Origin of the sequence: Nonomuraea terrae (assembly GCF_044465245.1) — a bacterium.
Lineage (GTDB): Bacteria > Actinomycetota > Actinomycetes > Streptosporangiales > Streptosporangiaceae > Nonomuraea > Nonomuraea terrae.
Map to the genome: position 1 here is coordinate 1 of NZ_JBITLL010000007.1, position 21,480 is coordinate 21,480.

Sequence of the window (21,480 nt, forward strand, 5' to 3'; positions counted from 1 at the left end):
TGGCGCGCCCGCGCGCCCCCGCGGCCGGGCGGACCCCCACCGCGGCCCCCCGCGTCGGGGTGGGCCTGGGGGGGGGGGGGGCGGGCCGCCCCCGCCCCCCCCCCCCCCCCCCCCCGACCCCACCAGAGGCCATGACACGACGAGTCGGCGAAGGCGCCAGGGCTTCTTCCACTGATCGCCGGACTGCGCGTCCCGGTTCTTTTCGGCAAGCTACGCTTTTCGGCCATGATTGGTCGCGCCCTCGTGGCGAGCGCGCTCGCCCTGCACCTCGTCGCGGCACCCGCCATGGCCGCGGACGAGGACTGCAATCCGAAGAAGGGCCTGCTGAGGCTGCCCGTCAGTGAGCCGTGGGCGCAGAAACGGCTCGACATCAAGAACGCCTGGCGCCTCACCCAGGGTGCAGGGGTCACCGTCGCCATCGTGGACAGCGGTGTGGACTACCACCCGCAGATGCAGATCTCCAAAATCATCGACGAGACGCACACCAACTACCGCGACTGCGTGGGTCACGGCACCGCCGTGGCGGGCATCGTCAGCGCCCGCTACTACGCCGGAGTCCCCTTCCACGGAGTCGCGCCGCAGGCCGAGATCGTGGTGATCAAGCAGAGCAACAAGACCGAGGGCGACGTTGCCAAACTGGTCAACGGGATCGACGACGCCGTCGCGGCGGGCGCCGAGGTGATCAACATCTCCGTACGCGCCTCCGACCAGCCGGCGCTGAGGGCGGCCGTTCAGCGCGCGCTCGACCGGGACGTCGTCGTGGTCGCCGCGGCGGGCAACGTCACGGGCCCCGACGACGAGGACGTGCCCGCCTATCCCGCCGCCTACGAGGGCGTGCTGGCCGTTGGCGCGGCCGGTCCGGACGGCCGCCGCGCCGACTCCTCCAACGCCGCCACCCCCGTCGGCGTGCTGGGGCCCGGCGTGGACATCACCGCGCCGTGGCCCGGCCGCGGGTACATGCGCGGGCTGGAGGGCACGAGCTTCGCCACGCCGTACGTGGCCGGCACGGCAGCGCTGGTACGGGCCCGCTTTCCCAAGCTCACGCAGGAGCAGGTGCGCCGTCGCATCATCGCCACCGCGGACGGCGGAACCGGCGCGGGCGCCGGCGCCGGGATGGTGAACCCGCTGCTCGCGCTCACGGCGGTGCTGCCCTACGAGGAGGCCAGCGCGCCGGTCGTGGCCGAGCCGCCGCAACCCGCGCTCCCTCCGGGCGCGATCGCCAAGGCGCCGCCGCGCGACCAGCGTGCCGTCGACGTCTCCATGGCCGTGGGCATCGGCGTGCTGATCACGGTCATGGTGGTCGGCGCGCTCGCGCTCCTCGTCCCCCTCGGGCGGCGGCGGGGATGGCGCGCCGGCCGCGTGTCCGGAACGTGACGTGGTAGTGAAATATCAACCCGTGTCCGAAACCACTGATGCACAAGTGACTGATTTGGTTGAATGTCCCTTCAAGATCGTGCAAAAGCGAAGGGAATGCAGATGCACCCCCTGCGGCCGGGTGATCCAGAAAACCTGGGCGCGTATGTCATCTGCGGGCGACTGGCCGAAGGTCCGCGTGGACCGGCCTTGCTCGGCAGGGAGTCCGACGACGCGCCGTTACGTGTGATCAAATTATTGCCTGCTCCGGAATCGGACGATGACGATGTCGCTCGTCTCGCCGGAGTGCAACGCGTGTCCAGCTCTTACGTCGCCAGGACGCTGGAGGCGGGCAAGCACGGCGACCAGTCGTACGTGGTGCGCGAGCACGTCGAGGGACGCACTCTCGCCGAGGTCGTGGCGCAGGACGGCCCGCTCCGGGGCGACGCGCTGGAGCGGATGGCCGCCGGCGTGCTCACCGCGCTGACCGCGGTTCATCTGGCGGGCATCACGCACCGGGGGCTCACCCCCCACAACATCATCATGGGCTCGGACGGCCCTCGCGTGACGGACGCCGATCTCGGCGAGCCCGTCGGCGAGATCGGCTACCGGGCGCCGGAGCAGATCAACGGGCTGGGCTACGGTCCGTCCGCCGACGTGTTCTCCTGGGCAGCGCTGGTCGTCTTCGCCGCGACCGGCAAGTCGCCGTTCGGCCACGAGGCCGGCGCGGTGCTGGAGCGGGAGCCCGAGGTCGGCGACCTGGCCGACCCGCTGCGGCGGGTGGTGCTGCTGGCCCTGGACAAGGACGTCAGGCGGCGTCCGACTACGTACATGGCTCTGCTGCAGCTCCTCGGCAACAAGCGCGGGGACGCCGCGGTCATGGCGCAGAAGCCGCCGGTCCCGCCGATCGAGGGCGTACCGGTCACCGGCGTGGCCTCGATACCGCCGATGCCGCCGATGCCGCCGATGGTCCCGACCCAGCAGTGGGGGCCGCTGCCGCAGGAACCCGTTCCTGGCGGCCCTCCGCACAGCGCTCCCATGCAGGCCGGCCCAGGGCCGGTGCAGGGCGTGGCGCCGCCGCCTGTGGGACCCACGTGGGGTCCGTCGCAGGACGCGCCGCAGCAGCCGCTCCAGGGGCAGACGGTATCCTCGCGTGGGCCGCGCAGGCCGTTCCCGATCGGACTGGCCGCCGCGGTCGGCGCGCTGGCGCTGCTGTCCGGCGTCGGCCTGTGGGGCGCCAACGAGTACGCCTCCACGCAGCGTTTCGAGCCCGTCGCCCTGCAGGTGGGGGCGAGCCCGTCCGATGGTGGCGCGGGCATGGGCGGAACGGGCAACGGCGTCGGCCAGCCCGATCGGCCGGGTCAGCCCGCGGAACCGGGGCGGCCCGATCAGCCCGGGCAGCCTGCCACGGGCCAGCCGCAGCAGACCCAGCCCGACGTCACCGTGCCGTGGGCCTCGACCGCGGACCCGGACGACGTGCGCCCGATGGTGCTGCCGTCGGACTGGACGACGCCGACTCCGCCCGAGCTCAGCACCGTGCCGAACCCGCCGCAGGTCACCCAGTACGTGCTGCCGAGCGCGCAGCCCACGCTCGTGCAGACGGAGACGGGCAAGCCCACGGTGACGGTGACCGCCACAGGCTCGGCGACGCCTACGCCGTCGGCCAGTGAGGAACCCGTGGTCCATCCGTCGGGCACCTCCGAGCCGACCCCCACGCCTACGGCTACCCCCGTGCCCACGGTGACCGTGACGGTGACGCCGACCCCGACGGCGACGGTGACACCGTCCCCGACGGTGACGGTGACGGCGATGCCGACGCAGACGCAGACGCAGACGCCGGCCAAGCCGGCGCCCACAGTGACCGCGAAGCCGACCGCGAAGCCGACCGCGACCGCGAAGCCGACCGCGACCGCCAAGCCGACCGCGAGGCCCACCACGACCGTGGTGAAGCCGGCGCCCACGAAGCCGGCGCCCACGAAGCCGGCGACGACCGCGCCGATGCGCAACCCGCACTCGCCGGTCCAGGTCTGCGGCAACGGCTTCCAGGTCCAGCGGTCGATGCCGTTCGCCGGTGGCGAGACCGTCCAGCTCTACAACGCCTCCACAGGCGAGAACTGCGTGGTCACCATGAAGACGGCGGACGTGGGCAAGCCGACCAAGGTGACCGCCACGATCGAGGTGCAGGGCCTTCCCCGCAAGACCGACATCGGCATGTACGAGTTCTACGCGGGCCCCGTGAAGCTGCCCGGCAAGGGCAAGTGCGTCCGCTTCGAGGGCAGTACGAGCACCGGTGGTACCGGCATGGTGAGCTGGGCCAACTGCGGTTGAGCCGGCACCGTGAATGTCACAGGGCCCCCTTCGGAGCGTGCATCCGAAGGGGGCCCTTCGTTGCCTGGGTCAGGAGTGGAGGCCGCGCAGGAGCTCGTCCTGGGATGCCGCTGCGGACTGCTCGGCCTTCGTGACGGCGACCAGGATCTCGTCGGCCAACCGTCGCGCATCCAGTCGTTTTCTGCTCAGCGGGCTGATCTCCAGCGTGACCAGGGCGCCGACGGCATCGGTCGTGGCCACGATCCTGCCCTCGTCGGCGCGGCCGACGTGCCGGCGGGTGCTCCACTCGGCCGCCATCTCCTCGGCCAGCCTGGCTGCGGAGACGAGGTGTTCCAGGCGCGCCGTGGCCTCGTCCATCTCATGCAAAGGTCAGCCCTCCCTCAGCAGGCGCTCGACGTGGGGGGCCAACGGGTCGCCATCGGGCAGGTCCGGTCCGGCCAGATCAGCGGTCAGCTCCGTCAGCCGGTCGCCCATGGCGGAGCGCGCGGCGGCGATCGCTTCCATGACGGCCTGCGCGAGCTGGACGTTGTCGAGGTGGCGCAGGCCGCGCGGGTCGATGGTCAGCCCGACCAGCCGGCCGGCGCCGGAGACCCGGGCACGTACGGCGCCTGTGCGGTCCCTCCCGTCCAGGTGCTCGCGGGCCAGCGTCGTCAGCCTCTCGTTCAGCACGCCCGCCCAGTCATTCACGTGGCGAAGCAGGCCGGCGACATCGCCCTCCCTGCCTTCGGCGAAGGCACTGACCTCGCTCATTCCGCCGCCCCCGCGGGAATCCACATGTTCTTCACGCTCTTCGGGTCGGCGATGGTGGGAGAGAGGTTGAGCCGGCGTGCTCCTTGGGCGGGGTCGCCGGACTGGTAGAAGGCGCCCCTCAGGTCGTTCAGCTTCAGCTCCAGCTTGTTGAGGTCGCCCTCGTAGGAGTTGTAGATGTCGGTGAATTGCTTGACCAGGTTGCCGAGCGCGGTCGTGAAGACGCCGACCTGGGTCATCAGGGCGGCGCGCGCGACCGGATTCGCGCTCATGCTCGCCAGCGTGCGCAGGATCGGTGCCGAGCCGGCGTAGAGGCCGAACACCGACAAGTCGTACTCAAGCACCTCTTTGTACTGGTTGTGCATCGCGCCGCTCATCTCGTCGCTGACCTTACCGAGCTGGCTGAACAGGCCGTTGACGTTGAATCGCACGTACTGCTGGAGCATTTCGGCTGCGTGGCCCTTCCAGTTCGGTGCGATGTCGTCGAAGTAGCCACGCCACAGATTGGAGCGGTTGCCCTCCAGCGATCCCGACATCTCCTTCCAGGTCTCGCGGCGGTCGTAGAACAGGAACGGATTGCCGAGGTTGACCGTGGCCGCCACGTCGAGGGCCAGCGCGGCCACACCGAGCCCGGACATCATGGTCGCCGTCCTGGTGGTCTGCCGCAGCGGGTTGAGCTGGCCGACGAGGCGCTTGAAGAAGCCTGGATCGGTACGGGTCGCGGCGGCCGGAGGCACGGGCACGGTCTTCGTCACCGTCCCACTGGCGTTGGTGACGTAGAACTGCTGGGTGCTCTGGGGCACGGCGGGCCGGCCGGGCACGAGCAGCTTCGGCGGCTGGTTCGGAGGCGTCGACATCCTCTAAGGCTTTCCGCTGTCCAAGTTGGCGGCCCGGTAGTTGGCCGCCGACTTGATGATCTTGTCGCTGTCGTCCCTGAGGACGTTGCCCAGGATGCCGGTGCTGTCGCGCCAGGTGTCGGCGATGGCGTTGAGGCGGCCGACGAACCTCAGGCCGATCTGCGGCATGCCGGCGAGCGGCGCCAGGTTCCAGCCCTCGAAGCGCGGGGTCCGGTTCCCGGCCAGGTTCACCCCCGTCGCCGTGCTCTGCATGGTCCCGGAGAACGTGGCGAGGTGACCCGCCTCGACCTCGTAACCGGGCAGCTGCGAGCGGTCGCCCGAACTGCTGCCCGCTCTGGACGGTTGGGCGGGCGAGTTCGAGATGGTGAGCGCAGACGAAGGCCGCAGCGACGGCGGCAGGCACGTCGGCGGCGGGCACGGCGGGAGGTGTGGGCACGGGCTCACCATGCTGGGGAGCGGCGTGGGGCTCGTCGACGGCTCCGGCGCGCTCGATGTGGGCGCGGGGCTGGGTGTCGGGGACGTGCTCGGCGCCGGGCTGGACGACGGCGTCGGAGGGGGTGACTGCGTCCCGCCGGTGGGGGACGGGCTCGCGGTGGGCGTGTAGGCCGACGAGGGGCCGCCCGAGGGGGATGGCGTGGCGGATGGAGGATCAGTCGACACCTGATCTTTTTACCATCGAGATATGTAGCACAAATTGCTGTTTTAGGGGGTTAAGGGAATGGGTGTCCACATTTAATGTCGTCGTAACCTGGCGTTCCTTGCGCTTTTCTTGCGCTTTCGCGGCTAGTAGGGCCGGTAGGGGCCGCCTCTCTCCAGCGATTGGATGCCGGGGTGGTGCGCGAGATCGCCGTAGCGGCTGTAGGTGTACAGGACTCCGGCGATGATGTTGTCCACCGGCTCCCGGATCCCGCCGTAGCCGGGCAGGGCATGCGCGTTGAACGTCGGAGGAATGGTCTGCATGAGGCCCTGGGACGGCACACCGTTCCTGGCGTTGACGTCCCAGTTGTTGACGGCGTTGGGATTGCCGCCCGACTCGTGGTAGATGACCGTCCAGATGCGCTGGATGTCGACGGGATCGTTCGGGTCCAGATCGCTCACGTCCAGACCGCGCCGGCGCATGATCGCGGCCATCCCCGGCGACGTGATGACGGTGAGCGCCTGTTTGATCCACTCGACGACCTGCGCCTTGGGCGCCGGGGCGTTCCCGTACGACGAGGCCGGCCCGACACCGCCGCCACCGCCCGCGCCCCCACCGCCCGCGCCCCCACCGCCAGCGCCGCCGCCGGGCGCGCCCGTCGAGGCGAGCGTCGTGGTGGGTCGGTAACCGGCCGCCTTCTTCCAGTCGACCGCGTGCTCACCGGACTGGAAGTCGGCGCCGCCGGGCTGGCGGATGCCGTGGAAGAAACGGAAGCCGTCCTCCCCGAGCTGGCGGTCGAGGGCCCGGACGGCCGTGCTCAGGGCGGTCTCCGCGTCGGTCACTGCCTGGCGGGCCTTGCCGGCGGCTCCGCTGAGCGACGCCACGCCGCCGAGGTGGCCGTCGATGTCGGCCTGCGAGGCGTCGGGATGGTTCCGCTTGTACGCGTTCTCCTCCGCCATCGCGTCCCGGTGGAGACCGTCGACCGTGTTGTAGGCGGTCTCCAGCACCCCCGCCGCGGTGTCGAGAGCCGAGGCGCAGGCGGTGATCGCGCCCTTCAGGCTCTGCCCGGCGCGGGGGTAGGCGGTCATGTACGTGGCGAAGGCCTCCGACGAGCGGCCCTGCCAGGCGTTGTCCACCTCGTCGACGTGCGCGGTGAGCCTGCCGGCGGACGTGGCGACGTGCTCGGCGACCGTGCGCAGGGCGGCGGCGATGTTCCTGATCTCCTGTGGGTCGCCGTCGAGCTTCCGCTTCAGCGAGGCCAGCGTCGATACGAGGCTCATCCGCCGTTGGCTCCTTCCGCTGACCTGAAGTTGCCGGCGACCTCGCCGAGTGCGTCGTGGACGTTCTTCAGGCGGTTGCGTCCTGCGCCGAGATCCTCCTCGATCGACCTCCAGACGGCGTTCACCTTGGCGGCCAGGGAGCCGGCGCCCTCGATGTCGCCGAAGACGGCGGCCCTGGCCTCGCCCGGCCGAGGGCCGTCTCCGCCGACGAACGCGTCGTCGACGTCGAGCATGTTGCGGACCCTGAGACTCTGCCGTCCGCACTCCTCCAGCGCCTGGACGTGCACATCCACGAAACCCACGAGACTCCCTGACTGTTGTGCGCCGCCCGCGGCGACGGGCGCCTCTGTGTCACGACGGCTCCAGGAACGCCGTCTGGATCAGGCGCGAGCCGGACCTCCGGTCGACGTAGAAACCACGGCCCACCGGCAGCGCCTGCGGCCGGATGTTGCCGAAGAGCGGCCCCTCCTCGCGGTTGCCCGACATGATCAGGGCCGGGCTGGCCATCTCCTTCATGCGCTGGACGGCCTGATCGTACATGGCCCGGCTGGCGCCTCCGCTCTGTCGGGCCAGTACCAGGTGCAGGCCGATGTCGCGGGCTTGGGGCAGCAGGTCGGCCAGGGGCGCCAGCGGATTGCTGGAGGTCGCCACGAGGTCGTAGTCGTCGACCACGATGTAGAGGTCGGAGCCCTGCCACCAGCTGCGCGCGCGCAGCTGCTCCGGCGTGAGGTCGGCCGGTGGCAGCCGCTTGAGCAGCGCGGAGCGGGCCTCCTGGATCAGCTCGACGGCGGCGGTGCTGGAGGCGGCGTAGCCGATGCGGTGGTCGGTCACGGCGGTGTCCAGCAGCGAGCGCCGGTAGTCGATCACGATCATCATGGCCTCGCGCGGCGTTCTCCTCGCCACCACGCCCTCCATGACGAGCCTGAGCACGTTGGACTTGCCGCACTCGTTGTCGCCGAACACGACGAAGTGCGGATCGTTGTCGAAGTCGACCATGACCGGGGAGAGGGAGTCCTCGTCGATGCCGATCGCGATCCGTCCAGGGCCCGTCTGCTCGGGCACCGGCAGGGAGGCGGCAGGCAGCAGCGACGGCAGCAGGCGCACGGGCCGTGCCGCGGGCCCCTGCCACGACTCGCGGACCAGCTCGACCAGCGACCGCACGCCCTCGGCCACGTCGTCGGCGGTGGTCCGCCCGTCGATCCTCGGCAGCGCGGCGAGGAAGTGCATGCCGTCCCTGGTCAGGCCCCGGCCCGGCACCCCCTCGGGCACGGCGACCGAGGCCTTTCTGCTGATCTCCGACTCGTACGGGTCGCCCAGCTTGAACTCGATCCTGGTGCCGAACAGGTCCTTGATCCCCGCCCGGAACTCCGACCACTTGTTGGTCGCGGCCACCACGTGGATGCCGTAACCGAGCCCGCGCGCGGCCAGGTCCGTGATCACAGCCTCCAGCCCCTCGAACTCCTGCCTGATCGTCAGCCAGCCGTCGATGACCAGGAACACATCTCCCCAGCCGTCGCTCGGCAGGCTGCCGTCGGCGACCATGCGCCGGTAGGTGGCGACGGACTCGATGCCGCGGTCGGCGAACTCGCGCTCGCGTTGCCGCAGCAGTCCCGAGACCTCGGCGACGGTCCTGCGTACCCGGTCGGCGTCCAGCCTGGTGGCCACGCCGCCGACGTGCGGCACCCCTTCCAGGGCCGCCAGGCCGCCGCCACCGAAGTCGAGGCAGTAGAACTGCGCCTCCCGCGGCGTGTGGGTGAGGGCCATGCTGGTGATCAGAGTGCGCAGCACGTTGGTCTTGCCGCTCTGGGTGCCGCCCGCCACGCCTACGTGCCCGGCCGCCCCGGACAGATCCACCCAGTACGGATCACGGCGCTGTTCGAACGGCTTGTCGATGATGCCGATGACGGCGTGCAGCCTGCCCCGTCCGTCCCAGCCGGTCGTGGACAGGCCGTACTCCGGCGTGACGGAGAGCGCCGGCAGCAGGTGGGCGAGCGTGGGCGGCTCGCTGAGCGGCGGCAGCCAGATGCGATGCGCGGCGGGGCCCTGCCCGGCCAGGCGGCGCACCACGATGTCGAGCAGGCTGTTCTTCTGCGCGGCCCGCTCGTCGACCTCTGCCTTCCGCTCTTCGCCGGCCGGTTCCTTGACGACCGGGAGCGGCACGTAGGTCGGGCCGTACTCCACGACCTGCCGCAGGACGGTGTGGCCGTCGTCGGAGCTGGAGTGGCGGGAGTCGGGCTGGTAGGGGCCCGACACGTACGCGGCCTTGAACCTGGTCATGCCCGTGGTGTCGAACTTGAGATATCCGTTGCCGGGTGCGGAGGGCAGCTCGTACGCGTCTGCCACACCCAGGACGACCCGGCTCTCCATGGCCGAGAAGGTGCGCAGACCGATCCGGTACGACAGGTGGGTGTCCAGGCCGCGCAGCCGTCCCTCCTCCAGGCGCTGAGAGGCCAGCAGCAGGTGCACGCCCAGCGACCGGCCCAGCCGACCGATCATCACGAACAGCTCGATGAACTCGGGCTTGGCGGACAACAGCTCGCTGAACTCGTCCAGCACCACGAAGAGCGTGGGCAACGGCGCCAGGTTGGCCCCCTGCTCCCTGGCCCGCTCGTAGTCGCGCAGGGACGCGTAGTTGCCCGCCGAGCGCAGCAGTTCCTGCCGGCGCACCATCTCGCCGTGCAGGGCGTCGTGCATGCGGTCGACCAGCGGCAGCTCGTCCTCCAGGTTGGTGATGACCGCCGAGACGTGGGAGAGCGACTCCAGCCCGAGGAACGTCGCGCCACCCTTGAAGTCGACCAGGACGAAGTTGAGGGTCTCCGAGGAGTGCGTGATGGCGAGGCCCAGCACCAGCGTGCGCAGCAGCTCGCTCTTGCCGGAGCCCGTGGCGCCGATGACCAGGCCGTGTGGCCCCATGCCGCCCTGCGCGGACTCCTTGATGTCCAGCTCCACCACGCGCCCGTCGCCGCCCAGGCCGATGGGGACCCTCAGCCTGTTGCGGCCGGCCCGCGGCCGCCAGGTCACGGACGGGTCCAGCTGGGCCGGGTCGCCAACGCCGAGCAGCTCGGTCAGCGTGGTGTTGGCGGCGAGCACGTCCTCGCTCTCCCCGGCGACGGCGGCGGAGGCGCGCAGCGGCGCCAGCTGGCGGGCCAGGCCCTCCACCCGCATGTAGTCGAGCCGGTCGGGGTCTCCGAGCCGCGTGAGGTGCTCCTTGCCCGCGTGGTCGAGCTTCACCATGTGGAACCCGTCGGACCGCACGTCCAGCCGCAGCGTGTTCTGCTCCTCGACGTCGGCGGTCGAGCCGGACAGGTCGATCACGGTCACGCCGTGGATGGCGTCGCTGCCGAGCTGGGAGTCGTGCGGCACGTGCCCGTTGTCCACGATGAGCACGTGGTACGGCAGTGCGTCGGCCGGCGCGCCGGGCCGGAACCGGGCGCGCTCCTTGAGCTCGTCGCCGACCAGCCGGTCCAGCTCGCCCAGGTTCTCCGTCATGAGCCGTACGGCGCCCGCCGCGTCCACCTCCTCCGGATGCAGCGCGTGGGGCAGCCACTTCACCCACTCCCACTGGGGCATGGTCTCCACGTCGGCGCACACCATGATCCGCATGTCGTCGGGACAGTGGAAGACGGTGAGCTGGGCGATCATGGCGCGGACGAGGTCACGCATGGCTCCGGGTTCGCCGGTCAACCGGATCCTGGCGAACGAGCCGAGCGCGACGGCGACGGGCAGCTCGGCGACCGTCGAATGTGCCCTGACGAACCTGCGCAACGCGCCGGCCGACAGCGCGTCCAGGTCCTCCACCGGCTTGGAGTCCGGCGGGATGATCTGGATCGCGAGCTTCTGGACGCCGGTGCCGAGCCGCACGGTGGCGAAGTCCTCGTCGCGGGGACGGCGCTCCCACAGCCGCGGGCCCATGGCGATCCACCACAGGGCATCGGGCTCGGGCCCGCTCCACTCCAGGGCCTCACGCTGCTGCCGGGCCGCGCGCCTGGCGCGCTTGCGCACCTGGCTCAGGTAACGGAAGTAGTCGCGGCGGGCGCCGTTGAGCCGGTACTTGCGCTCGCCTGCCTGGCGCGCCAGCTGGCCGATCGTCATCCCCACCATGGACAGCGCGAACAGGCCGCTGGCCACGTACATGATCGGGTTGCTGTTGCCGCCCACGGTGAACATCAGGCCCATCGCCGCGGCCCCGGCGACCATGGGCAGGTAGGTGAGCACCGCGGTGAAGCCCTGGCTCTGGACCTCGGGAATCTCGGGGGGAGATTCGAGCAGGATCTCGCCGCGCGGGGGCTTGGGGCCGGGGCGGCGTTCGGGGCGGCGCACGACGACGATGCTCATCGAGACGTTCTTACCAGAAGAGACCAGATATGTTCTGTGTTGTCCGTGACCGCAGGTGGGGACCGAGGGGTTAGGAATGGGACGAATGGTTCAGGGGCCTCCGCCCGGACCACCGCCGGCACAGGGGCCACCCCTTGGACCTCCCCCGATGTACGGCCCCCCGATGAACTTCCCCGGCCGACCGCCCGGTCCGCCGCCGGGCCATGGGCCGATCCAGCAGGGCGCCCTCCCACAGGTGCCCGTGCCACTGCCGGCGCAGTGCCACGTGACGATCGTCGGCCCGCGCCGCAAGGCCGACCTGGCATTGCCCGCCGACATCCCGCTTCCCAACGTGCTGCCGTCCCTGCTGCGCGCGCTGGGCGAGGTGGGCGGCGACGCCGCGGCGGCGCCCGGTTGGACGCTGCAGCGGCTCGGCGGTGCGCCGCTCGACCTGAGGCAGAGCCTGGGAGCGCTCGGTGTGCTCGACGGCGAGATCCTCTACCTCAGGCCGCGTGAGGCGATCCTGCCGCCCGCGCTCTACGACGACGTGGCGGACGTGGTGGCGAGCCGGGTCCGGGAGGGAGGCGGCGCCTGGTCGGCCAAGCATTCGAGGGTCCTGGGCGCGAGCGGCGCCACTGGCCTGCTCGTGCTCGGCGCCGTCGGCCTGGCGCTGTCCGGCATGTCCGGGCTGACCATCACGATCGTCGCCGCGCTGCTGGCGCTGCTGCTGGTCGTCACCGGCACCCTGCTGTCCAGGGCCGTCGGGGACTCGCAGGCGGGAGCGCTGGTGGGGCATGCCGCTCTGCCGTACGGGTTCGTGGCCGGCCTGTTCGCCCCGGCCGCCGGCGGAGCGGTGCTCGCTTTCGGCGCGCCACACCTGCTGGCGGCGATGGCCTGCACCGCGCTGGCCGCCGCGGTCGGCGGGGCGCTGATCTCCGACGGCGTGCCCGGCTTCCTCGGCACGGCCGTGGCGAGCACGGTGGGAGCGATCTGCTCGGCCGTGGTGATGGTGTGGTCGGCGCCCCCCGCCGGTGTGGCGGCCGTGGCCATCGCCGTGCTCCTGGCCCTGATGCCGCTGGTGCCCTCGCTGTCGTTCCGGCTGGCCAAGGTGCCGCTGCCCGCGATGCCCACCACGGCCGAAGAGCTGCGCAGCGACAACCAGCGCCTGGACGCCCCGGCCATCCAGGAGCGCACCAGGGTCGCGCAGCGCCACGCCGTCGGGATGATCGCGGGAGTCGGGATCTGCGCGCTGGTCGCGCAGGTGCTGCTGGTGCTCGACGACTACTGGGTCTCGTCGGTCATGACCGTGTCGCTGTCGCTGTCGCTCATCATGCGGGCCCGGGTGTTCCGCAGTCTCGGCCAGCGCATCTGGCTGGTGGGCGGCGGCTTGGCGGGGTTCGCCATGCTGACGCTGTCGTTCGTCGGCGATGGCGGCATCGTGGGATCGCTGGCCGTGGCCATCGCCGTCCTGTGGCTGGCGCTGATCACTGTGGGCATCGGCATATGGCTGTCGATGAGCAAGCCGTCACCGTTCTGGGGCCGTGCAGGCGACATCGTGGACCTCGTACTGATGGTGCAGCTGTTCCCGCTCGCGCTCGGCGTGCTGGAGGTCTACAGCTGGGTGCGCGGCCTGTCCGGCTGATCCCGGCCCGGAATCTCTCGAAACAGGAGGCAGCATGCAGGAGTTCGGCGACTTCGCGAAGGTCGACCTGGAGAAGCTGGTGAAGGGAGCCGACGAGCAGCTCGCCCTGCTCGGCGATTTCCAGGAGCGGGCCGCGTCGTGCGTCGGCCGCGCCCAGGACGAGAACGGCTTCGTCGCCGTGGAGTACGGGCAGGAGGGCGTGCGCGAGCTGGAGTTGCATCCGAAGGCGATGCGGCTGTCCTCGGGGGAGCTGGCGGAGCTGATCAAGATCACGCTCCGCGACGCCACGGAGGACTTCCAGCGCAGGCTCACCGAGGAGGCGGGAGAGCTGTTCGGGCAGGAGGCCAACCCGCTCAGGCTGCTTGCCGAGCCGGGCTCCATCACCGGCAAGGTGAAGGAGGCGGAGCCGCTCTACGATCAGGCGTTCGAGGACGTGATGGGTCGGCTCGACAGCATCCGGCGGCGGCTGGAACTCTGACGCGACCTCGGAAGTTCGGTGCCGATGGACGTGTTCATGGCCTGATCCATGGCGGATGCACCTATAAGGCGCTATATCGCGACCGATCTGTAATCTGCGATTTTTGTGATCTGTGGGGCGCATGGTGGTTAACATGCCAATTGACGTTGTTCACTGAGGGGAGTCCATCCCTTTTCGGGGTTGACCGCGCGCGGTGATCGACGAGGCAATCGCGACTTGGAGGTCCAGTGGCACTGTACGGGGCAAGTCCCACGCAGTTGACGAACGCGGCCGGCTACTGCCAGGACACCGCGCAGTACATCGAGGGCATGCGGCTGCGGGTTCAGGAGATCAAGGCCACCCTCACCACGCAGGGGTGGAAGGGCAACGCGTCCGCGCGGTTCAGCCAGGCGCTCGACCAGTGGGACGGCGAGTTCAAGGGCGTCATCAAGGTCCTTGAGGACATCTACGACCGGCTCAACATCGGCGCCGGCGTCTACCGGAACACCGCCGACCAGAACATGGACATCGCGGGCGGCTTCGCCCGGACCGGCGAGTCCGGTCGCATCGACTCCCTCATCAACGCCAACCGCTGACCAGGATGGATGACGCCATGACGGTGCCTGACGACTACACATTTGTCCGGTTCGGCTCCATGGAGCAGGCCTACGAGGAGCTCAAGGGAGTCATCACCGAGCTCGACCGGGTCACCGACGACCTCTACCAGGACATCAAGAAGGAGCTCGGGGCGAGCTGGGAGGGCGAGGCCCAGCAGTTCTTCGACGTGAAGAAGGAGCAGTGGAACGCCCACGAGAAGGCGATGGGCCAGCAGCTCTTCCAGGCCGCCGAAGCGGTCAACCTCGCGAAGGGCAACTACGAATCCGCCGAGCGGCGCAACATCAGCATCTGGACGGACTGATCTGGTTCGATCACCCTCTCGGTCATCGCCCTGGCGATGACCGAGAGTCATGTTCGTGGGGACGAGGATGACTCAGAAGGACGCGATGTACGGGGGCACCGACCCGCTGCGGGTGGACCCCCATCTGTTCGATGACGGCGCCGGACGGGAGAACTCCCCCTCCCAGATGCGGGCCATCGCCACGGAGTTGAGGTCCAGCCTCGACGCGATGCTCGGCAACGGCGAGCGTCCCAACGGCAACATCAACCAGATCACGCCCTCGACGGAGGGTGGTCTGTCGACCTCCCAGATCGGCAGGTGGAGCGACGCCCTGGCGCTCGCCTCGACCGTGGGGTCGGACAACGCGGGCAGGAAGTTCGCCGAGGTGTATCAGCGGTTCATCGACGCCTACCAGAAGGTGGTCGAGGCCGTCGAGACCAGTGCTGACAATCTCGACCGGGCGCGCCGCGCCAACGAGGGTGATGCCTGATGGGCAGCGAACGCGAGGTCGTCGTCATCGCGGACTTCAGCCGGACGCCGCAGGGCGAATGGCCGCGGAACACCAAACCCGAGATCAAGGGCTGGCTGGACGGCACCGACCCCGGCTACATCTCGGGGACCGGGCAGACGTACATGAACGCGGCGAGCAAGATAGAGCAGGCCGTCAACGCCCTCGAGGAGCACGCCGGCAAGATCCTCAACATCTGGACGGGGCCGGACGCCGTCCAGGCCAGGACGGCCCTGGAGCTGCTGCACGCCTCCGGCAGCGAACTGCGCGGCAAGCTCAGCCTGATGGGCCAGGCGCTTCAGACGTACTCCGGCCACCTTTCGGATGCCAGGACGAAGGTCAACGAGGAACAGGACGTCCCGGCGGGCGTCGGCACCGAGTCCGAGGCGGAGGTGGTCAAGGAGGCGCTCGAGAACACGCACGCCCAGCGCACCCTCTACGACCTCAACCAGCAGATCAAGTCGATCTACGACCTCACGGTGCCGCACGAGGTCTCCTTCGAGCTGCCGACGGTCACCCTTCCCGAGGCTCCCGCCGAGACCCGGGATCCCCGATACCCGAACGGCTCCGGCACGCGGAGCCCCACCTTCGGCTCCTCGGGCTATGACGGCGGAGGCTCGTACGGCGGCGGGTCCGGTTCCACGGGTTCGTACGGCATCGGTGACGGATCCGGAGGCTCCGGGTCGAACTCCGGTGCCGGCGGTGCCGGCGGCTCAGGTTCCGGCGGCCAGAACGCGGGCGGCCCGAATCCGGGCGACTCGGATCCGGGCGGTCCGATCGGCTCGGTCCCGACCGGGCCCGACACCGGTGACCCCGCCACGCCCGGCCCGGTAACCGGGGATCCGGGCACGAACCCGGTTCCAGGGCAACCGCAGGTCCCGGGCGCCGGCGACACGGTTCCTTCGGTCATCGGCGGCGACAGCACGACGGTCACCGACGGCGTGAACGGCACCGATCCCACCCGGACCGACATGGCCGGCTACCAGCCGCCGGCGGCCACGTCGCTCACGACCCCGACCCTGACGCCGCCGAGCACGAGCCTCGTCCCACCGTCAGCGATCCACACCCCCACGCCGGTCGGCTCGCCGGGCCTCCCGTCGGTGATCGGCTCTCCGAGCGCCGGCGGCGGGACGGTGACCTCGCTCGTGAGCGGCGCGGGGCGCGGGATCGCGGGCTCGCCGACCGGCATGCCGTTCATGCCCTTCATGGGGGGAGGCGCCGTCGGCGACCACACGGACCTGGAGCGGAGCACGTACCTGTCAGAGGACGCGAGCGCCTGGGCCTGCGGGCACGAGACCACGGACCCGGTGATCGGATGAGCACCACGCCCTGGCCCGACCTCAGCGGCGGGCAACTCCCCGGCCTGTCCTCCGGGATCTCGTTCACGAAGCACGAGCTCGAGGCCGGCGGCAACAAGATTCAGGGCCAGACCGAGCTCATCGACAACCTGACGGGGAAGTCCAGCAGTCTTCCCGTTCCCTTCCCCCACTTCGGAGTGGCCGGCATGGGGCTCCAGGGCGTCCACGAAGGACTCATCCGTGTCCAGAACGACGCGCTGGCCAAGGCGCGCAAGGCGTTGGAGAGCTGGCAACCGGCACTCAAGGCGGCCGACGAGAACTACGTGAAGGCCGACGAGGGCGGCGGCGGTTTCGGTGGGAACGGCACGGGCGGCGGTGGTCTCGGCGGGGGCGGCGGCGTGCCCGCCGGCCTCGGCGACGGGATGGGCGGCCTGGGCGGCATCCAGAACGCGAGCCTGCCCGAGACCGACGTGCCGGGAACGGACCTTTCCGGAATCGACCCCCCGGGCAGCGACATCCCCGGATCGGACATCCCCGGATCGGACATCCCCGGATCGGACATCCCCGGATCGGACATCCCCGGATCGGACATCCCCGGATCGGACATCCCCGGATCCGACTTTCCCGGGTCCGACCTCCCCGGTACGGACCCGCCCTCGGGGGATATGCCGGGCACCGATCCCGCGGACATGAAGGTCCCCAGCATCGACTCGGCGCTCAACGACCCGTCCAAGACCGACCTGTCGTCCTACCAGCCCCCCAACACCCCGCAGATCAGCACCAACCTGCCCCCGGGGGCGGGGGACCCCTCCGGTCCGGGCACCCGCGTGGGGCCCGGCATGATGGCCGGATCCGGGCTCGGCACCGGCGCCGGCGCGAACGCCGGCCTGGCCGCCGGCGCGGCCGGGCTGCGCGGTGCCGGCGCGGCCGGTATGCCGATGATGCCCTTCATGCCGATGGGCGGCGGAGCGGGCGCGGGCAACGAGGAACGTGACCGCGAGACGAGCGTCGGCCTCTCCGAGGACGAAGGTGTCTGGGGCGGTGACGAGGACATCGCGCCTCCGGTGATCGGGGCGGAGGACGTGTGAGCGTCTACAAAGAGATGTACTGGGGGGCCGCTGGAACGGCCACGGCCGCCGCTGCCATGATCAGAAGCCCGTGGGCGTTCTACGTGGCCACCACGATCGGCACGATGGTGTCCGACCCCGAGGGGATGGCCGACTCGGCCAGGAACTGGCGTACCACCGCCCAGAATGGCGCGGTGAGCGAGCTCGACGATCTCGAGCGAGGGCTGACGGACCTGAGGAACTACCTCAAGGAGACCGGCACGTGGGAGGGCGGCGCCTTCGAGGCGTTCGACCAGGTCCACGGCGACTTCAAGGACTCGCTCGCGCAGCTCAAGGAGAGCCGTAACGCGACCGGTGAGGGAGTCGAGTCATCCGCGGGCTTCTTCCAGTGGGGTGCTGTCATCTGCACCGGCCTCGCGGCCGCGATGCTGACGCTTGGCGTCGCCAAGCTCGCATCCAACCTCGCCGGGCCCGTCGGCAGGGTGGCGACGGTGGTCGCGGAGAGCGTCGTGGCGAAAGGCATCATCACGGTGATGCAGAAGGTGTTCAGCAAGCACCTCTACGTGATCGGAACCCTCGGCGGTCTGATGTACGTCTCCAACCAGTACGCCCAGACCGCCGGCCGGATCTTCCCCGGGCTCGAGGCCATGCCGACCCAGACGAGCACCCTGGGGACCGGCCGGCAGCCGTTCATGGGCACCGAGATGACGTACGACGAGAAGGCGGGTGCCCTCACCCCCAAGTTCGGCCTGAGCGGCGGCGGCTACCCGGCGTAGCCGCCGCCGTCATGGGGTCGTGGTCGCGGGCTGGATGACGTCGACCTCCTGCACGGGCATCCTGGCGGCGGCCGGGTCCAGCGAGGGCCCTTCGGGGATCAGCCGGAGCAGGTGGGCGGGCACCGGCGCCACGTCCGCGGCCTCGTACCCGAGCTTGCCCACCACGTCCGCCGAGGCCAGCCGGAACCGCCTGCCCTGATCGGTGATGAGCGAGTACTGCTGGACGGCCGAGAGCTGCCCGTCGCCGGGAAGGGTGCCGGCCAGCGCCGCGGTGCCCGGCGGAAGCAGCACCTGGTCGACCTTCTCCGGCCCGGCGCCGGTCGCCGGGGGCGGAATGCTCAGGTTGCCGCCCGTGGTCAGGACGGCCTTGGTGGAGCCCTTCATCGTGTTGTCGTACACGGCGCAGAGGGGAGAGGACACGCCAGGCGTGCGGAACCGGGGCAAGGTGGCGGGCAGGCCGCTCTCCATGGGCCGCTGCGCGGACGCCTTCATCGCGTTCGCGGTGGCCGCGTCGATCGGCGTCTCGCGAGCCGGGCGGTTGCCGTACACGGTCTTGATGGCCGGGTCCTGGAGCAGCAGGATCGCCTGCGTCTGCGTGATGGGCGCGAGCCCGTCGGCGAGGAGCACGTACCAGCGCTCGGCCGAGCCCGCGACCGACGCGACCTTGTACACGTGGCCGACCCTGGCCGTCCTGCCGCCGGGGCCGGCGACCTTCTTGCCGCGCTGGAGGACCTTGGGGGCGGCGAAGTCCACGCCCGACGGGATGGCGTTGATCCAGGAGGCGGGCACGCGGCGGGGCGTCTGGTCGGTCAGCCGGTCCACGTTCGTCACGCGCATGCGCTGATTGGCCCAGAGCAACCAGGTCTGCTGTCCGTCGCTGACGACCAGCGCCTCGTCGCCCACCGGCGTGCCTGAGACGCTGATCCCGCCGATGAGCGTCACATACGGCCTGCGTACGCCGGAGGCGTCGGGCGCCTCCGTCACGCACGCCGACCATGGGGTCTTGACCAGTCTCTCCCGCTTCGGCAGTGAGTCCGGCGCGCCCTGGATGCCGACCTTGTGCCCGCGGGCGAAGGGGGCCAGCGACTCCGCAGACACGGTGCGGACCTTGATGTCCTGGCTGTCGAGGAGCAGCCGCGCGGAGACGTAGTTGGCCACCGGCTGCAGTTTGCTCTCCTGCTGGTTGTACACGTACGACGCGCCGGTCTCCTCCTCGACCAGCAACTGCCCCGCATCGGTCAGCTTGGTCGCGTTGCCCGGCTTGATCAGCCCCCAGATCCCGAATCCCGCCACCACCAGGACCGCGATCAGAATCCCGGCGAACGTCGCCACGTTGTGACGCCGCATCGGAGACTCCGGCAGATCGGGTTCCCCCTGGAGCAGGGCCAGACCCAGGCGCTGCGTCATGAGCCGGTGCGCCTGGTAGAGATCCTTCTGGGTCTGCATATCTGGATATGTTACGCATGGGGACTATGGGTTTCCTGTACGGAAAAGAAATGCTCCAGTAAGCTCCAACAGCGAGCACCAGGGGGAGGTTTCGTGGGAAACACGCCTGACAACTGGCCCGGTCTGGACGCCGAACGAGACGGTGTGACGTACAGCGCTCAGAAGATCAAGAGCGTCGCCTCCGCCTTGCGCGAAGAGCTGAAACCCTTCGAAGGTCAGGGCACCGACGGCAGGGGCTCGGTCGAGGACCTCACGTCGTACGGCGGGGTCAACCAACTTCGCACGCAGCTTCAGACGATCTCCAACTGGGAGGGCGGCAGGCTGTTCTCCGAGAGCCTGGGACGAAGCCACCAGGAGTTCCTCGACGTCTACCGCCGTGTCATCACCAACTTCCAGACCGCGATCGCGCTGATCGAGACCGGCGCGGGGGTCTACGGGACCACGAACACGGCCAACGAGGGCGAGGTCTGAGCGGCGTGGGCGAGAACCAGCACGAGACGCACCACCTGAAGCCGGCGCGGGGCACCTGGGACGTCCAGACGTACGGCCGGAACGTCCAGGAGGTGAAGGACCTCATCAAGAACATCGACGCCCCGCGCATCGAAGAGGCGTCCCTCGCCTACCAGGACGCCCACCGAGTGGTCAACGACGCTCAGCAGGCGGTCTACGAACAGGCCGTCGAACTGGCCAAGCACTGGGAGGGGCCGGCCTCGGTCGAGGCCCAGCGGGCGCTCCAGACCCTGCACGGCACGCTCGGGGAGCTCGCGGAGAAGATGAAGGGGATGTCCACGCCTCTCGGGCACCTCAACACGGTCGTCAAGGACCACCAGGCGTTCCTCGACGACGGCTGGCAGGGCTTCCTGCAGCCGACATGGCACAACCAGATGCTGGGCACCTGGAACGACAGCATCGCCGACATCTACCGCGTCTACAACGGCTCCACGAGCGGCGCGGGCGACGGCGGCAACCGGCTCGACCTCGGCTCCCAGGACGAGCTCGCCGGGCTGCACCTGAAGACGTTCGGAGACGACCTCCAGCGCATCTACAACCAGATGCCGGACACGGTCGAGACAAGGCTGCGCGACATCAACCTTCCGCGGGATCGGGATCCGGACCCCGACCAGGTCAGATACCCCTTCGACACCACGGGCGGCGGTGACGTCTCGCCGGCGTCGTACGGAGCCGGCGGCCTGTCCGGCATGCCTACGGGCGTGCCTGGGGCGGACCGCCCCACGTTCGGCTCCACGGATCCGGCCGACGGCGGATACACCGTCCCCGGCTACCCGGGGACGGGCTCATCGGGATCAGAGGGATCAGAGGGATCAGAGGGATCGACCGGCTCGCCGGGTGGCCCCACGACCGGCCCTGGCGGCTACCCGGACGGCTCCACCGGCCCGAACGCCCAGAACCCGGACGCCACCGGCAACGGTATCCCCGGCCAGACGCGGACCGGCGGCACAGATCCCGTCACGAGGCTGCAGGACTACACCTCGCCGAACGCCGCTACCCCCACGTCCACGTCGCCCACCGGCGGGACGGTGCCCGGCTACGGCTCCCCGTCCGGCTCCCCGTCTGGCTCCCCGTACTCGCCGGGCACGGCCACGGGCCCCGGCATGTACGGCGGCGGCGGTATCGTGCCTGCCGGCACGGCGATGAACGCCCGCGGTGGCTCCGCGACGGGTGCGGGCATGCCGTTCGTGCCGATGGGCGCCATGGGCGCGGGCGGTGCCCAGGAGTCGAGTGACCGCGAGTCCACGACGTGGCTGCACGAGGACGACGACGTGTGGGGCGGCGACACTGATTCGGCGGTGAACAGCCGGATCGGCTGAGCCGTATTGATCGCGGGCGTTCGGTCGGGCTGGATCAACAGGG

The 21,480-nt window shown here is 70.3% G+C and carries 21 protein-coding genes; 13 read left to right on the top strand and 8 right to left on the bottom strand.

The window, feature by feature from the left end; all coding sequences use genetic code 11:
- The first annotated feature begins 225 nt into the window (after positions 1 to 225).
- Together ACIBP6_RS34115 and ACIBP6_RS34120 are read left to right on the top strand one after the other, a co-directional pair.
- On the top strand, positions 226 to 1,374 hold the full coding sequence (locus ACIBP6_RS34115; RefSeq protein WP_397057952.1) for a S8 family serine peptidase: 1,149 nt from the start codon (positions 226 to 228) through the stop codon (positions 1,372 to 1,374).
- A 102-nt stretch (positions 1,375 to 1,476) separates the two neighbouring features.
- Positions 1,477 to 3,681, top strand: a complete 2,205-nt coding sequence (locus tag ACIBP6_RS34120) for a serine/threonine protein kinase (RefSeq protein WP_397057953.1) — start codon at positions 1,477 to 1,479, stop codon at positions 3,679 to 3,681.
- A 69-nt stretch (positions 3,682 to 3,750) separates the two neighbouring features.
- Here the strand turns inward: ACIBP6_RS34120 and ACIBP6_RS34125 are convergent, their stop codons facing one another.
- Genes ACIBP6_RS34125 through ACIBP6_RS34140 form a run of 4 tightly spaced genes read right to left on the bottom strand, consistent with a single transcriptional unit; the run spans position 3,751 to position 5,537 of the window.
- Entirely contained in the window at positions 3,751 to 4,038 is a 288-nt protein-coding gene (locus tag ACIBP6_RS34125; protein ID WP_397058934.1) for a YbaB/EbfC family nucleoid-associated protein, read from the bottom strand.
- A gap of 12 nt (positions 4,039 to 4,050) precedes the next feature.
- Positions 4,051 to 4,431 (bottom strand): YbaB/EbfC family nucleoid-associated protein, encoded by a 381-nt coding sequence (locus ACIBP6_RS34130; RefSeq protein WP_397057954.1) that lies wholly within the window; start codon positions 4,429 to 4,431, stop codon positions 4,051 to 4,053.
- Entirely contained in the window at positions 4,428 to 5,285 is an 858-nt protein-coding gene (locus tag ACIBP6_RS34135) for a hypothetical protein (RefSeq protein WP_397057955.1), read from the bottom strand. Before ACIBP6_RS34135 ends, ACIBP6_RS34130 begins: the two co-directional genes overlap by 4 nt.
- A gap of 3 nt (positions 5,286 to 5,288) precedes the next feature.
- Positions 5,289 to 5,537: a hypothetical protein gene (locus tag ACIBP6_RS34140; RefSeq protein ID WP_132611410.1), complete on the bottom strand. Its 249-nt coding sequence runs from the start codon at positions 5,535 to 5,537 to the stop codon at positions 5,289 to 5,291.
- Positions 5,538 to 5,646: 109 nt separating this feature from the next.
- On the opposite strand from ACIBP6_RS34140, the gene ACIBP6_RS34145 reads away from it, so the two are divergent.
- Positions 5,647 to 5,889, top strand: coding sequence for a hypothetical protein (locus tag ACIBP6_RS34145; RefSeq protein ID WP_397057956.1), 243 nt, complete (start codon positions 5,647 to 5,649; stop codon positions 5,887 to 5,889).
- A gap of 179 nt (positions 5,890 to 6,068) precedes the next feature.
- Here ACIBP6_RS34145 and ACIBP6_RS34150 read toward each other — a convergent pair whose 3' ends face one another.
- The 3 genes from ACIBP6_RS34150 to eccCa are packed head-to-tail and all read right to left on the bottom strand — an operon-like array spanning position 6,069 to position 11,537.
- Entirely contained in the window at positions 6,069 to 7,202 is a 1,134-nt protein-coding gene (locus ACIBP6_RS34150; protein WP_397057957.1) for a WXG100 family type VII secretion target, read from the bottom strand.
- A complete protein-coding gene (locus ACIBP6_RS34155) occupies positions 7,199 to 7,504 on the bottom strand; it encodes a hypothetical protein (protein ID WP_397057958.1) in 306 nt (101 codons plus the stop codon). The genes ACIBP6_RS34150 and ACIBP6_RS34155 overlap by 4 nt, the downstream gene beginning before the upstream one ends.
- A 49-nt stretch (positions 7,505 to 7,553) precedes the next feature.
- Positions 7,554 to 11,537, bottom strand: a complete 3,984-nt coding sequence (gene eccCa / locus ACIBP6_RS34160) for a type VII secretion protein EccCa (protein WP_397057959.1) — start codon at positions 11,535 to 11,537, stop codon at positions 7,554 to 7,556.
- 235 nt (positions 11,538 to 11,772) lie between these two features.
- Here eccCa and eccD point away from each other — a divergent pair, with 235 nt between their 5' ends.
- The 8 genes from eccD (at position 11,773) to ACIBP6_RS34200 (ending at position 18,162) form a co-directional block, all read left to right on the top strand.
- A complete protein-coding gene (eccD, locus tag ACIBP6_RS34165; RefSeq protein ID WP_397057960.1) occupies positions 11,773 to 13,158 on the top strand; it encodes a type VII secretion integral membrane protein EccD in 1,386 nt (461 codons plus the stop codon).
- Positions 13,159 to 13,192: 34 nt separating this feature from the next.
- Positions 13,193 to 13,636: a YbaB/EbfC family DNA-binding protein gene (locus tag ACIBP6_RS34170; RefSeq protein WP_397057961.1), complete on the top strand. Its 444-nt coding sequence runs from the start codon at positions 13,193 to 13,195 to the stop codon at positions 13,634 to 13,636.
- 227 nt (positions 13,637 to 13,863) lie between these two features.
- Complete coding sequence (locus tag ACIBP6_RS34175) at positions 13,864 to 14,211, top strand: WXG100 family type VII secretion target (RefSeq protein WP_132623462.1); 348 nt, start codon at positions 13,864 to 13,866, stop codon at positions 14,209 to 14,211.
- Between the two features lie 17 nt (positions 14,212 to 14,228).
- On the top strand, positions 14,229 to 14,534 hold the full coding sequence (locus ACIBP6_RS34180; RefSeq protein WP_397057962.1) for a WXG100 family type VII secretion target: 306 nt from the start codon (positions 14,229 to 14,231) through the stop codon (positions 14,532 to 14,534).
- Positions 14,535 to 14,601: 67 nt separating this feature from the next.
- A complete protein-coding gene (locus ACIBP6_RS34185) occupies positions 14,602 to 15,003 on the top strand; it encodes a hypothetical protein (RefSeq protein ID WP_132623458.1) in 402 nt (133 codons plus the stop codon).
- On the top strand, positions 15,003 to 16,340 hold the full coding sequence (locus ACIBP6_RS34190) for a WXG100 family type VII secretion target (protein ID WP_397057963.1): 1,338 nt from the start codon (positions 15,003 to 15,005) through the stop codon (positions 16,338 to 16,340). Before ACIBP6_RS34185 ends, ACIBP6_RS34190 begins: the two co-directional genes overlap by 1 nt.
- Positions 16,337 to 17,407 carry a hypothetical protein gene (locus ACIBP6_RS34195; protein WP_397057964.1) on the top strand — a complete coding sequence of 357 codons (1,071 nt, stop codon included), beginning with the start codon at positions 16,337 to 16,339 and terminating at the stop codon, positions 17,405 to 17,407. The genes ACIBP6_RS34190 and ACIBP6_RS34195 overlap by 4 nt, the downstream gene beginning before the upstream one ends.
- The gene (locus ACIBP6_RS34200) at positions 17,404 to 18,162 is read left to right on the top strand and encodes a WXG100 family type VII secretion target (RefSeq protein WP_397057965.1); all 759 of its coding nucleotides are present in this window, start codon (positions 17,404 to 17,406) and stop codon (positions 18,160 to 18,162) included. The genes ACIBP6_RS34195 and ACIBP6_RS34200 overlap by 4 nt, the downstream gene beginning before the upstream one ends.
- Positions 18,163 to 18,171: 9 nt before the next feature.
- On the opposite strand, the gene eccB is transcribed toward ACIBP6_RS34200, so the two are convergent.
- Complete coding sequence (eccB, locus tag ACIBP6_RS34205; protein ID WP_397057966.1) at positions 18,172 to 19,608, bottom strand: type VII secretion protein EccB; 1,437 nt, start codon at positions 19,606 to 19,608, stop codon at positions 18,172 to 18,174.
- A 93-nt stretch (positions 19,609 to 19,701) separates the two neighbouring features.
- Between eccB and ACIBP6_RS34210 the strand changes: the two genes are divergently transcribed.
- Positions 19,702 to 20,079, top strand: a complete 378-nt coding sequence (locus ACIBP6_RS34210) for a hypothetical protein (protein WP_397057967.1) — start codon at positions 19,702 to 19,704, stop codon at positions 20,077 to 20,079.
- A gap of 5 nt (positions 20,080 to 20,084) precedes the next feature.
- Positions 20,085 to 21,437: a hypothetical protein gene (locus ACIBP6_RS34215; RefSeq protein ID WP_397057968.1), complete on the top strand. Its 1,353-nt coding sequence runs from the start codon at positions 20,085 to 20,087 to the stop codon at positions 21,435 to 21,437.
- Positions 21,438 to 21,480: the final 43 nt, after the last annotated feature.

Coding starts and splice junctions, on each gene's coding strand:
- ACIBP6_RS34115 (WP_397057952.1), top strand. CDS start 226: ATGATTGGTCGCGCCCTCGTGGCGAGCGCGCTCGCCCTGCACCTCGTC.
- ACIBP6_RS34120 (WP_397057953.1), top strand. CDS start 1,477: ATGCACCCCCTGCGGCCGGGTGATCCAGAAAACCTGGGCGCGTATGTC.
- ACIBP6_RS34125 (WP_397058934.1), bottom strand. CDS start 4,038: ATGGACGAGGCCACGGCGCGCCTGGAACACCTCGTCTCCGCAGCCAGG.
- ACIBP6_RS34130 (WP_397057954.1), bottom strand. CDS start 4,431: ATGAGCGAGGTCAGTGCCTTCGCCGAAGGCAGGGAGGGCGATGTCGCC.
- ACIBP6_RS34135 (WP_397057955.1), bottom strand. CDS start 5,285: ATGTCGACGCCTCCGAACCAGCCGCCGAAGCTGCTCGTGCCCGGCCGG.
- ACIBP6_RS34140 (WP_132611410.1), bottom strand. CDS start 5,537: ATGCAGAGCACGGCGACGGGGGTGAACCTGGCCGGGAACCGGACCCCG.
- ACIBP6_RS34145 (WP_397057956.1), top strand. CDS start 5,647: ATGGTGAGCGCAGACGAAGGCCGCAGCGACGGCGGCAGGCACGTCGGC.
- ACIBP6_RS34150 (WP_397057957.1), bottom strand. CDS start 7,202: ATGAGCCTCGTATCGACGCTGGCCTCGCTGAAGCGGAAGCTCGACGGC.
- eccCa (WP_397057959.1), bottom strand. CDS start 11,537: ATGAGCATCGTCGTCGTGCGCCGCCCCGAACGCCGCCCCGGCCCCAAG.
- ACIBP6_RS34170 (WP_397057961.1), top strand. CDS start 13,193: ATGCAGGAGTTCGGCGACTTCGCGAAGGTCGACCTGGAGAAGCTGGTG.
- ACIBP6_RS34180 (WP_397057962.1), top strand. CDS start 14,229: ATGACGGTGCCTGACGACTACACATTTGTCCGGTTCGGCTCCATGGAG.
- ACIBP6_RS34185 (WP_132623458.1), top strand. CDS start 14,602: ATGACTCAGAAGGACGCGATGTACGGGGGCACCGACCCGCTGCGGGTG.
- ACIBP6_RS34190 (WP_397057963.1), top strand. CDS start 15,003: ATGGGCAGCGAACGCGAGGTCGTCGTCATCGCGGACTTCAGCCGGACG.
- ACIBP6_RS34195 (WP_397057964.1), top strand. CDS start 16,337: ATGAGCACCACGCCCTGGCCCGACCTCAGCGGCGGGCAACTCCCCGGC.
- eccB (WP_397057966.1), bottom strand. CDS start 19,608: ATGCAGACCCAGAAGGATCTCTACCAGGCGCACCGGCTCATGACGCAG.